9 protein-coding genes are annotated in these 12,118 nt (G+C 57.9%); 1 reads left to right on the top strand and 8 read right to left on the bottom strand.

Annotation, left to right across the window (positions count from 1 at the left end):
- Positions 1-180 precede the first annotated feature (180 nt).
- The 4 genes from AC5JQH_RS20975 to AC5JQH_RS20960 form a co-directional block, all read right to left on the bottom strand.
- On the bottom strand, positions 181-1,179 hold the full coding sequence (locus AC5JQH_RS20975; RefSeq protein ID WP_493805943.1) for a lipid A deacylase LpxR family protein: 999 nt from the start codon (positions 1,177-1,179) through the stop codon (positions 181-183).
- A gap of 425 nt (positions 1,180-1,604) precedes the next feature.
- Entirely contained in the window at positions 1,605-3,047 is a 1,443-nt protein-coding gene (locus AC5JQH_RS20970; protein WP_482901591.1) for an efflux transporter outer membrane subunit, read from the bottom strand.
- A complete protein-coding gene (locus AC5JQH_RS20965) occupies positions 3,044-6,169 on the bottom strand; it encodes an efflux RND transporter permease subunit (RefSeq protein WP_482901590.1) in 3,126 nt (1,041 codons plus the stop codon). Before AC5JQH_RS20965 ends, AC5JQH_RS20970 begins: the two co-directional genes overlap by 4 nt.
- Positions 6,170-6,181: 12 nt before the next feature.
- Positions 6,182-7,330, bottom strand: coding sequence for an efflux RND transporter periplasmic adaptor subunit (locus AC5JQH_RS20960; protein WP_482901589.1), 1,149 nt, complete (start codon positions 7,328-7,330; stop codon positions 6,182-6,184).
- 173 nt (positions 7,331-7,503) lie between these two features.
- On the opposite strand from AC5JQH_RS20960, the gene AC5JQH_RS20955 reads away from it, so the two are divergent.
- On the top strand, positions 7,504-8,283 hold the full coding sequence (locus tag AC5JQH_RS20955; RefSeq protein ID WP_482901588.1) for an IclR family transcriptional regulator: 780 nt from the start codon (positions 7,504-7,506) through the stop codon (positions 8,281-8,283).
- Positions 8,284-8,517: 234 nt separating this feature from the next.
- Here the strand turns inward: AC5JQH_RS20955 and AC5JQH_RS20950 are convergent, their stop codons facing one another.
- From AC5JQH_RS20950 to AC5JQH_RS20935, 4 genes are read right to left on the bottom strand one after another with little or no spacing between them, the layout of a single operon-like run.
- A complete protein-coding gene (locus AC5JQH_RS20950; RefSeq protein ID WP_176282656.1) occupies positions 8,518-9,255 on the bottom strand; it encodes a hypothetical protein in 738 nt (245 codons plus the stop codon).
- Between the two features lie 26 nt (positions 9,256-9,281).
- Entirely contained in the window at positions 9,282-10,229 is a 948-nt protein-coding gene (locus AC5JQH_RS20945; protein WP_474546207.1) for a ketopantoate reductase family protein, read from the bottom strand.
- Positions 10,230-10,267: 38 nt separating this feature from the next.
- Entirely contained in the window at positions 10,268-11,659 is a 1,392-nt protein-coding gene (locus AC5JQH_RS20940; protein WP_493805942.1) for an amidase, read from the bottom strand.
- Positions 11,659-12,114 carry a GlcG/HbpS family heme-binding protein gene (locus tag AC5JQH_RS20935; protein WP_493805941.1) on the bottom strand — a complete coding sequence of 152 codons (456 nt, stop codon included), beginning with the start codon at positions 12,112-12,114 and terminating at the stop codon, positions 11,659-11,661. The genes AC5JQH_RS20940 and AC5JQH_RS20935 overlap by 1 nt, the downstream gene beginning before the upstream one ends.
- Positions 12,115-12,118 lie beyond the last annotated feature (4 nt).

The raw sequence follows: 12,118 nt of genomic DNA, 5'->3' as shown, positions 1-12,118 counted from the left end.
GGAAGGTGCAGGAATGGAAGTTTGAACTCAAGGGCTCAAAAACACGCGAAAGCGAGAGGAGCTGGTCAACGCAGAAAGCCGAGGCGAAACCGGATTTTCGATGAGCTGAATGTTCGCTCTTGTTTACAGCGAGAACAAGCCGCCACCACATCCCGTAAGCAACGGTCAAAACCGACAGTTCTATATTGCCCAAGAGACTGACAACGTCCCAAAGCTGAAGTTGTCTTTATGACGCTCGTCTTCGCTAGTCGTGGCACGCAGTGTGACCGCGGCCAGCAGGTGATCCCACTGCCAGGTAGCGCCCAGACCAAGCTGACCAATCAGCGGCCCTTCGTCAAAGCGATAAGCCCCGGCATTGTCGTCGATGTAGGAATAGCCTACATACTCCACGCCCAATCCCACATACACGGACCAGCTACTGCCTGAACCCTTGAACGAGCCCGGCAAAGCGATGGTTGAGGAGGTACCAGCGTAGTCCGGCACAAAATTTATAGGAAGGTGTCTGCCAAGCTGCCAAACCAACCCGGTTTTAGCGGAGGTGCGAAAACTCGACAGTAGCGCGGACCCAATCACCGACACACGCTGTTCAATGTTGCCGCCCTGCCCAAGTTGAAGGAGTTTTCGGCCATGCGCAGCCTGAATGCCACCCACCACATCGGTTCCAAGCTGATTACCCCAACCTTGCGGCTTGTCGCTTCCAGTGGCTTTGTGCACCCATTTCTGAACCGACTCAGCACCACTCTCAGGCCCAAAAACACCAATGTGAGCACCAAAGCCGGTAATCATATCGGCGTTCCAGCTCCAGAGTGTGCCGCTGAGCGACAGGTGACCGGCATAGGGAATGTCGTCGAACTGCGGATCTTCAACCGTAATATCTTCAGGCGTAACCATGAATTGCCGCAAACTCAGGCTTACCGCCTGCTTTGGATCGACAGTTCCAATACCTGGCAGAAAGCGCAGCTCATCACGCAGAACCCGGGCAAATCTTGCCGACTTTCCATCGCTCTCATCAGCGGTGTCTGTCAGATACGAAAAGCGTACCCCGTTTGTATATCCGCGATCTGTTCCAGTAAGCAGGTCGTTGTCCCAGGACAGGTTAACAACTTCTGCCCTGAGGCTGGTTGGCAGAACACTAATAACGACGAGCAACAGGTAGACACATTCGCAGCGACGACTCAAATCCAGTATCTCCGGTTTGCACAAAGAGTAACTAATATGGACAACTGTCAGGTCTCCTAACGCCGATCAAAGCGCGGCGAAAAAAGTTCAGATCCAACGCATCGTCAGAGGACGCTTTGGCGGCCGGCCATTTCTCGACAATCGCTTGAATCTCCCCCTGGCCCACAAAGCGCTACCCCCCTTCATCTAATAGGTAGCGGAGGATTTCTGGGTGGGGACTCCTGTGGCCAAAGCGTACGTGGTTATAGCTGCTTTTAAAGGGTTTGGAGTAGAACTTAACTTCCTTCGCTTGCTCTGGCTATTGCTATTGCAGTCACACTTTGGCCGATCAGAGCCGCACTAAAAACGCATACTTGATAGACGACTCTATCTATCTTATTGAATTCTCCACCTCGGTCAGGGGTTCACTAAATTCGTAAATCACTTCATTGCGCTCTGCTCCGGTCTACCCGAGCGATCTCGGAGCCCACACCTCCACCTAGCGATCGGAACAACTCAATCTCGGCGGATAGCTGATTGAAGCGGTCAGACAGAAGCTGTTGTCGGGCCAAAAAATGCTCACGCTGGGCATCAAGAACGGCAAGGTAACTGGTTATACCGGCATCGTAGCGGTTCTGGGCCAGTTGATAGTACTCATCCAAAGTGTCAACCAACGCCTGTTGCGCGTTCAATTGGTCCCGAAGGGTGTCGCGGGCGGCTAAGCTGTCGGCCACCTCACGAAACGCCTGCTGAATAGCGCGATTGTATTCGGCGAGGCGAATCTTTTTGGTAGTCTCGGAAACCTCCAGGTTGGCCTTGTTTCGTCCGCCCGTAAAAATTGGCAGATTGATTCGCGGCTCAAACAACCAGCTACCACTGCCGCCGCCAAACAGCTCATTGAGCTCGCTACTGGCGGTGCCGGCACTCGCCGTCAGGGTAATGCTGGGAAAAAACGCGGCCCGAGCTGCTCCAATGTCTGCATAGGCGGCTTTTAACCTATGCTCCGCTTCCAGAATATCTGGTCGGCGTTTCAGTAAGTCGGACGACAATCCCGCACCCAATGGCGCAATGTTCAACGGCGGCGATTCCGGCAATGAACTGGTCATACCTTCCGGCAAGTTGTGGCCTGAGAAAAAGGCCAGCGCGTTAACCGCCTGCCGGGCAAGTCTGTCGAACTGCGCAACCTGGGTTCGTGCCTGGTGCACGAGCGTCTCCGCCTGAGTAAGTTCCAGTGCCGATGCCACATCGCTGTCATATCGACGTTGAATCAAGGCTAGGTTCTGTTCAAAGCTTCGCTGCGTCGCCCGGGCAAGTGCCAACTGTTTGCGGTTGGTGCGCCAGGAGAAATAGGTATTGGCAACCTCACTAATCAGCGATGTCTGAAAGCTGCGTTTCGCCTGTGCAGTGGCCAGGTAATTCTCAAGCGCCGCCGCAGAGAGATTACGGGTCTTTGCAAAAAAGTCGATCTCATAACTGGTCAGACCTACGCTGGCGTCATACCGCTCTGAAATTTCATCGGAACCTGAAACTGAGAGATTGCCGGGAACCCGCTGCCGGGCAGCTCCAACCCCGATCGACAAACCTGGATAGAGCGCGGAACGCTCGATCTGATACCTGGCTCTCAGAACCTCCACATTCAGCGCGGCAACTCGCATATCCTGATTGTTCTCCAAGGAGACCGAAATCAACGCCTGCAATGCAGGCTCAGGGAAAAACGCCTGCCAACTGAGGTCCAGGTTATGTAGCTCCTCGTTCAGGTTTGACTCGCTATCGTCCCAATGCGCCGGAACTGGCGGTTCCGGCTGCTGGTATTGAGGCGTCAGCGAACACCCTGCAAGCAAGACCGAACTCACGAACGCCAGTACTAGTCGGTTGGTGACGATCATCATACTGCCTCCTTGATCGATTCGGTCTTTTTCCATCGTGCGGCAAGGCCGGCAACCACAACGTAGAATAGGGGGACGAAAAAGATGGCGAGGAGCGTCGCAGCCAGGGTGCCACCGACCACCGCGGTGCCGATGGCATGCTGGCTGGCGCTGGAGGCACCACTGGCGATGGCCATGGGCAGTACCCCGAAGATGAACGCCAGCGAGGTCATGATGATAGGACGCAGGCGCAGGCGGGCGGCCTCGGCTGTGGCCTGCAGCAGCGGCTTGCCTTCCTGCTCATAAAGCTGTCGGGCAAATTCCACGATCAGAATGGCGTTCTTGGCGGCCAGTCCCATGGTGGTCAGCATACCCACCTGGAAGAACACATCGTTGGACAGCCCTCTGGCCATGGTGGCCAGGACCGCGCCAAGCACGCCCAGTGGCACCAGCATGATCACCGCAAACGGAATCGACCAGCTTTCGTATAGGGCTGCCAGGCACAGGAACACCACCAGGATCGACAGCAGATACAGCATCATCGCCTGGTTGCCGGCCTGTTTTTCCTCGAACGACAGGCCGGTGTATTCCAGGCCCAGGCCCTGGGGCAGGTCGGCGGCAATGCGTTCCAGTGCGGCCATGGCATCACCGGTACTGTAACCGTTAGCCGGAGCACCCTGGATTTGTGTAGCGGGTATGCCCTGATACCGCTGCAGGCGTGGCGAACCATACACCCACTCGCCGGTGGCAAAGGCGGCAAAGGGCACCATCTCACCCTGGGCGTTGCGCACAAACCATTTGTCGAAGTCTTCCGGTGCCAGTCGTGAATCCGGTTTGCCCTGCACATAGACTTTCTTCACCCGGCCGTTGTGCAGGAAGTCGTTCACATAGCTTGAACCCCAGGCGGCAGACATGGTGGCATTGATGTCGGCAATGGACACCTGCAACAGCCGGGCTTTTTCGTCATCGATGATCACCTGGTATTGGGGCTCGTCCGGCAGGCCGTTGTGGCGCACCATGTTCAGCTCCGGCGCGGCATTGGCTCTGCTGATAAACTCATTGGTGGCGGCCATCAGGGCGTGGTGGCCGATAGCTCCGTTGTCTTTCAGGTAGAGGTCAAAGCCGGTGGCGTTGCCGAGCTCCAGAATGGCCGGTGGCACAATCGGGAACACGATGGCGTCTTTGATCTGGGCGAACCTTGCCCCGGAGCGACCCGCGAGGGCGAACACGCTCTGGGCAAAGCTTTCCCGGTCAGCAAAGGGCTTCAGGTCCACGAACAGAATACCGGAGTTCTGGCCACGGCCGGCGAAGTTGAAGCCCCGCACAGACATCACGCTCTTGACCACCTCGGACTCTTCTTCCAGCAAATAATTTCCAGCTTCTGCCAGTACGGCTTCGGTGCGCTCGCCCGTGGCATTGGTGGGCAGCTGCACCATCACAATCATCACGCCCTGATCTTCGTCCGGCAGGAACGCGGTGGGCAGGCCCTTGAACAGGAAGCCCACAGCCACGACCAGCAACAGGTACACGCCCATGAAGCGGCCCTTACGTTTGATCAGGTAACTGACGCCTGATTTGTAGCAGTCTGCGCTGCGGTCAAAGGTGCGGTTAAACCAGCCGAAAAAGCCTTTCCTGACGTGCTGGTCGCCGGGTTTCAGCAAGGTGGCACACAAGGCCGGGGTGAAAATAAACGCCACCAGTACCGAGAACGACATTGCCGAGATGATGGTGACCGAGAACTGCCGGTAGATCACCCCGGTGGCGCCGCCAAAAAAGGCCATGGGCAGGAACACCGCCGAAATCACCAGGCCGATGCCCAGCAGTGCGCCGGAGATCTGGTCCATGGATTTCTTGGCGGCTTCCTTGGGCGACAGCCCCTCTTCTTCCATCAGTCGCTCGACGTTTTCCACCACTACGATGGCGTCGTCCACCAGCAAACCGATGGCCAGGACCATGGCAAACATGGTCATCACGTTGACGGTGAAGCCAAAGGCGTACAGTACGCCAAAGGTAGCCAGCAGAACCACCGGCACCGCCAGTGTGGGAATGATGGTGGCGCGCCAGCTTTGCAGGAACAGGAACATCACCAGGAACACCAGCACCACGGCTTCGATCAGCGTCATGGCGACGGTCTCGATAGACGCCGACACGACCGGTGTGGTGTCGTAGGGGAAGACGATCTCTACGCCTTCAGGCAGAAAGCGTTCCAGTTCTGCCAGGGTTTCTTTTACCCGGCCAGCGGTTTCCAGCTGGTTGGCGCCGGTGGCCAGGCGCAGGGCCATACCGGCTGCCGGCGCGCCGTTGTATTTACCGGTGATGGCGTAGTTCTCGTTGCCCAGGTTCACCTCGGCGACCTCGGCCAGGCGCACCTGGGAGCCGTCCGGGTTCACTTTCAGCAGGATGTTTTCGAATTCTTCGGCGGTCTTCATGCGCTGCTTGCCGATAACGGTGGCCTGCAGCTGCACGCCTTCTGCGGTGGGCAGGCCACCGAGCTGGCCGGCAGAGACCTGCACGTTCTGGGCGCGCACCGAATTGATCACGTCCTGCGGGGTCAGCTGGTAGCTGTTGAGTTTTTCCGGGTCGAGCCACAGGCGCATGGCGTACTGGGAGCCGAACAGCAGAAAGTCACCGACGCCCTGGGTTCGCGCAACCGGGTCCTGGATATTGGACACGATGTAATCGGCCAGGTCGCCCTGGGTGTACTTGCCATCAGGGCTGGTCAGCGCAAATACGGTGAAGAAGTTCACCTTGTACTTAGACACCCGGATGCCTTGACGCTGCACTTCTTCGGGCAGCAGCGGGTTGGCCAGCTGCAGTTTGTTTTGCACCTGCACCTGGGCGATGTCCGGGTCGGTGCCCTGTTCGAAGGTGGCAATGATGGTCATGCTGCCATCCGAGTTGCTCTCGGAGGAGATGTAGCGCAAGCCGTCCAGGCCGTTGAGCTGTTGCTCGATCACCTGGACCACCGTGTCCTGCACGGTCTGGGCGGAAGCGCCGGGGTAATTCACCGACAAGGCAATCGCCGGCGGGGCGACATCCGGAAACTGGTTAACGGCGAGGTTCTTTACTGCCAGTCCGCCGCCGAGCATCAGCATCAGGGCGACGACCCAGGCAAATATGGGGCGTTCGATAAAAAATCGGGGCATGTCCGGAGCTCCTTATTCGGCCTGGGTTGCGAATTCGGTTTTCAGGTCGACATTGGCTGCCGGTGCCGGCTGCACGGGAATGCCCGGCGCCAGGCGCTGAACGCCCTCGGTCACCACCTGTTCACCGGCCTGCAGCCCCTTTTGCACCAGCCAGGCGTTGCCCACGGTGCGCTCGGTTTCAATCTGGCGGACGCTTACCGTGTTGTCCTCGGCCAGCACCCAGACGGTTGGTACGCCGCGGGTATCGCGTGACACCGCTTGCTGGGGCACCAGGATGGCGTTCGGGCGGGTGCCTTCTTCCACCAGCGCGCGCACAAACATACCCGGCAGCAGCTTGCCATCCGGATTCGGGAACTCAGCCCGCAGGGTGACCGAGCCGGTGCCCTCATCGACCACCACTTCGGAGAACTTCAGCAAACCGGTGTGCGGATAGTCCTGGCCGTTCTCCAGCACCAGCGAGACTTCAACCACGTCGTTCTCATCGGCTTCAATCAGCCCGGCTTCGATAGCGCTCTGCAGGTCCAGAAGGCGGGTGACCGGTTGCACGATGTCCACGTAGATCGGGTCCAGTTGGGTGATGGTGGCCATTTCCTGCTGCTGGCCGCTGGTCACCAGGGCGCCTTCGCTGACTCGCGAACGGCTGATCTTGCCGGTGATCGGGGCTTTCACCCGGGTGTAGTTCATATTGATACTGGCGGCTTCGTATTCCGCCTCGGCGCTGCGCAGGGCTGCCAAGGCGTCGTCATACTGCTGTTGGCTGATGGAACGGGTGCCCACCAGGTTTTCGTAGCGCTTGGCCAGGTTGCGGGCATTGGTCAGGCTGGCATTGGCCCGGGCCAGGGCGGCCCGGTAGGGAGCGTCATCGATCTGGTACAGCACTGACCCCTCATCCACTACGCTGCCTTCAACGAACAGTCGCTCTTCAATAATGCCATTCACCTGTGGGCGAACCTCGGCAGTCCGCCAGGCCCGAGTTCTGCCTGGCAACTCTGATTCCAACTGCAGGGGCTTCTCAGCAACCTCGTACACACCGACTTCTGGGGGCGGACGCTGACTTTGGGCCACCGGATCCGGTTTGCTGCACCCGGCCAGGAAGCTGATAGTGACCAGCAGCGGCAAGAACAGCCAGGCGCGGCGGAAATGGAAAGGGGAGTCTGTCATCTTATATCTCCGTAGTTATCAGACGCTGTATCGCATTGCGATATAGTACCCGAATAGTGATACAGCAATAATATCGGAAAGTACTGCGCATAGGAATGCACTGTTTCGGTTGACATACTCCGGGCTGGGGGACTTAATGTCGGCAAACCACAGACTCGAGGAAAATCGTCCTGATGAGTAGAGCTTCGGGGCAAGCCTCCAATTCAGAGCACCGATCCGGAATACAGGTCATTGCACGGGCAGCGGAAATCATGAGGGTTTTGGGTAACCACCCCGAGGGGCTTAGCCTGGGGGAACTGGCCAATACGGTGAGACTGCCGCGATCCACTGTGCAACGTATCATCGGCGCACTCGAAACGGAGGGGTTTGCCGAACATGGTGTTTCCGGAACCGGTTATCGGCTTGGCCCGGAATTGGGTCGCCTTCTCTACCACACGCGCATCGATGTGCTTTCGGTCGCTCGACCTTTTCTTGAGGAACTCTCATCAAGTCTCCAGGAAACCGTCGTGTTCTGCGTGGGGGAACGAGACAGCGTTCTGGTTATTGATCGTATTGTTGCCGAACGAGAGCTAAGGGTCGTACCACAGATGGGGACCATCCGCGTCCCATTTCATTCAACCGCTCCTGGCAAGGCGTTGCTCGCCAATATGGAGGAAAAAGCGGTGGTCCGCTTACTAGACCTGGCTGAACAGCAAGGCACCCTATCGCCCTCGGCCCGACAACCGCTACTGGAAGAACTCGAGCAGGTCCGCGTGACCGGGATTGCCGAAGATCTGGAGACTTACCGGGAAGGTGTCGCCGCCTACGCTACCGAGCTGGATACCTACCTTGGCCACTTCGCGATCACCGTTGTTGTTCCGGCGCCTCGGGCTCAGAAGCACAGGCAAGATTACTTGCGAGCGCTCATGGACGCAAAGGCAGCAGTGGAGTCAAAGCTAGGCATTACGGGCTGAGCGCATCGACAATTGCAGGAGAGACTAATAAACCCAAGTCAGAGGCAGCGTTTCTTAGCTGGAACCGTTCTTATAAGTGTCTTGCTTTGGTCGCAAAGCGGACATTCAAACTCGCGGGTAACACTTGCACTGTGTGCACGCAAGAAATGAAGTCGAAGGTGCAATGTAGTGGGCGTCGCCGTTCGTTTAGGGTGACGCTATCAGGCGTCTATTGCATCGGGGGCTTGCCAAGGTTTACCGCAGCAACTCACTCAGGTTACGCTCCCAACGGCTGATAAACCCGTCTTCCGTATACTTCGAAAAGTCGTCCACATGCCAGATCGACACATGCTGAGGAACGTCAGCCAGCTTGCTGTGATCCGGCTCAAGCGTGGTAATCAGCAGCGTCGGTAACTCGCCGGTCAGCACCTGCTCGAATGCCACTTCAGGCAGGTAGCTAGCCTGGCCGAGCGGGGTCAGCTCCTGTCGCCGGACAGCGAACTGCAGGGCCTCCAGCGCGCCGATTTTGCGGTCCAGCTCCAGCTGGATGCCCCGCAACTGCTGGCTCGAGCTGTCGAAACTGCGCTTCAGGGCGTCGGCTTGCCTGGACATGGCGTCCGGGGACAGGCAGCTCTGCTCGACATACGCCAGCAGGTCCCGGTGGATAATCCCCAACATCACCAGTGCGTTGGCCGGGTTCAGCCAGAAGTATCCGGGCTCGCCGCCGGCCATATCGTTCACCGCCACGCGCTCCCCGCCCGGCATCATCGCGGTCGCGGCATCAATCGGGACCACCGAGATATTCTGCATCCGCAGGTAGGGGTAGATATTGATCTGCGGCCAGACCGAGTGAATGCTTAAAACCAGACCCGCCCGGGGGAACTGATCCGCTGGCTGGCGGTCCAGCCAACCGGGTACACGCTTTACGCTGTAACGCGACGGGGCAATGTGCAGGGTCAGAAATGCAGTGTTCCGGGTCAGTGCCGAGGCCATGCAGCGACCAAATGGGCGGGAGTTTGTCAGAGACCATGATTCAGCAAAGCATTTACCAGGCTGGTATAGGGCGCCTCCACCTCCAGAGCATCACACCGTCTGAGAACAGCTCCAGCGATACTTTCCAACTCCAATGGACGGCCTTTTTCCCGGTCAATCAGCATGGATGTTTTAATCGCGTTAAAACTACTGATCAACTCAAACATTTCTTCCAAATCTTTACGGGTCAGGTTTACACCATCCGCTTTCGATGCCTCTACCGTTTCACTCATCATCCCAAATACAACGTGCCGGAACTGGGGGTGGTGAGTCAGGCTTCGAGTATCCAGGCGTGTCAGGGCCGAGAGTGGATTTACGCCGTTGTTGATGACCAACTTGCGCCAGAGTTCATACCGGATGTTTTCAGTCATAGTGGTGGGAATACCGGCTTCATTAAAAGCAACTTCCAGAACCTTGAGAAAATCCGCACGCGGATCGTCTTTCGGTTGCTGTGCGGGCCAGGCGCCCATCACGATCTGGGCCACGCCTTCGGCAAACACCTTACCGGGTTCAGTAATATGGCCACCAATGCGCACGGCCAGGCCACCGAGCACACGCGCCTCACCCACCACTTCGGCAATCAGGGGTTCGTTATCAACGCCATTCTGCAATGACAGCACCGGTACGGAACCGGAACGCAGCCAGTCACAAAGTTCGGTCATGACGGCACCGGTGGCCGTGGATTTGAGGGCAATGGCAACTAGATCAAAATCGTTCGGATGGTAATCCCGAAGGAGCGTCTGATGATCACAGGCAGGAAGAGCATGCCAGAGCACCCGACCTTCATAATCAACGGTCAGGCCATCCGCTTTAAGTGCCTGAAGGTGACTGCCACGCGCCGTCAGCACAACCTGGTGTCCAGCTCCAGCCAGCCTTGCGGCGTAGTAGCCTCCGATGCCGCCAGCACCGATCATCAGTATTTTTAATGCAGCCACTGCAACCTCGATACGTCAGGATGTTGGTCAGACAGGATTCATGGACAACTTCCGAGTATATCAGGACCGAAACCCAGGCAACGTTCAACTGCCTGGCCAATCGCCAGAAGCCGGCCTTCCTGCCATGGTCCTTTTAACAACTGCAAACCAACTGGCATCCCCGCTTTATCTTTCCCCACTGGCAGGGTCAGTCCACACAGGCCCAGATAGTTGGCCATGGCGGTGTTACGCAAGGCCTGTATGTTTGCCGTCGCGTAGGCCCCCGGCTCGTCCAGACTATCCACCGCAGGCGGTGTCAGCGTAACCGTCGGCGTCAGCAGAGCATCGATACCCTGCAATTCGGTGGCGGCGCTGACTGACAGGCGCTTGATGAGGTCCAGCCTGTGGATATATTTCCATGCCGGCAGCTCCTCAGCGGTGCGCAACCTTGCCGCTACGTTAGGATCCAGCGCGGGCATAATCTCCGGCAGTTCTTGCCGGATAAAAGCCGCCAGTTCCGGCGCCGCCACACCACCCTGAAGAAACAGGCTATAGATTTCATTGAGTCCCGAAAAATCAAATCGAACCAGCCGGGCACCCGCCCTTTCCAGGGACATCAAAGCCTGCTCCACGATTTCGGCAATGCCGGGGCTGCAGTCTTCCCAAAAGAACGCCGAGGGGACGCCGAAGGTGAGACTGGCAAGAACCGGGACCGCTGGCAGCTGCCTGCCTTGTTTCCCGACAACCGGGTCTAGGGCACTGAAGGCATATGCCAGGTCATCGACACGGTGCGCCAACAACCCGGGCGTGTCCAAGGTACTCGACAGGGGTACAATCTGCGATGTTGGCCATCGCCCGGCAGTCAATTTCAGCCCCGCCACGCCGGTCATCGTTGCGGGCACACGAACGGAACCGGCGGTATCGGTGCCCAGGGCCAACGCGGCAGTTCCATTGATCAGGGAAACACCCGCACCGGAACTGGAGCCACCAGGAACACGGTGAACACGCTTGTCCCAAGGGTTTCTGGGTGTTCCCCAGTGGCTATTAGTACCGAGCCCTCCGAATGCCAATTCCACGCAATGGGTTTTACCCATCACGGGCGCCAGTTGGGACTGGAGGGCGTGAATGAGGGGGCCTGCCTGCTGCCAGTGTTCTGGCAAGGCACGGGAGCAACCGGCATAGGTTGGAAAACCGGGCACACCGAACAGATCTTTCACCGACACAGGTATGCCCATCAAAGGCCCGGTGTTACCGCCTGCAGCCCTTACCTTGTCTCCGGCACGGGCAAGTTCGAGCGCAGACTCCGGGCGCCAACTGACATAGGCACCGTGATCACCCGTCTTAGCGGCATCAATGGCCGCTTCGACCAGCTCCTCACCAGTCCGGGTTCTGGACTCAAGCTGTTGTGCCAGCTGCCTTAACGGCGTTGACAATAGTGGCGCTTGGCCCATTACGATTCCCTGGCAAGGTCAATAGCTTGTGCGGCAAAACGGGCGCATTCGATGTCTTCATCTTCGCTACCCCCAGACACCCCGATGCCACCGACCAGAACGCCATCCCGGTAGAGCGGAACGCCGCCGCCAATCATGGTGAAGTCGCCGGCCTGGTTGAGGCCATCCAGCACCCTGGCAGGGGCTGAAGCCAACACGTTTTCAAGATCTACCGTGTTGAGGCCCATACCGGCCGCCGTGATGGCTTTTTTCTGCGACAGCTCGGAAGACACGAGAAAGGAGCCCGCCATTTTAAGGAAAGCCAACTGACGCCCTGAGGCATCGACAACCGACACCGTCGCCTTGATGCCCAGCTCTCCAGCCTTGTTAATGGCCGCCTGAAGCAAACTTAGCGACGTTTGTTCAGTCAAAGAAAACGAGGGTTGTACGAGTGTGAGTTCCTGGTTGTTATCCATAGTT

Source organism: Marinobacter sp. H13 (genome assembly GCF_059072335.1).
Note: the sequence above shows the minus strand (reverse complement) of the source record. Positions and strands in the feature narration are given on the sequence as shown.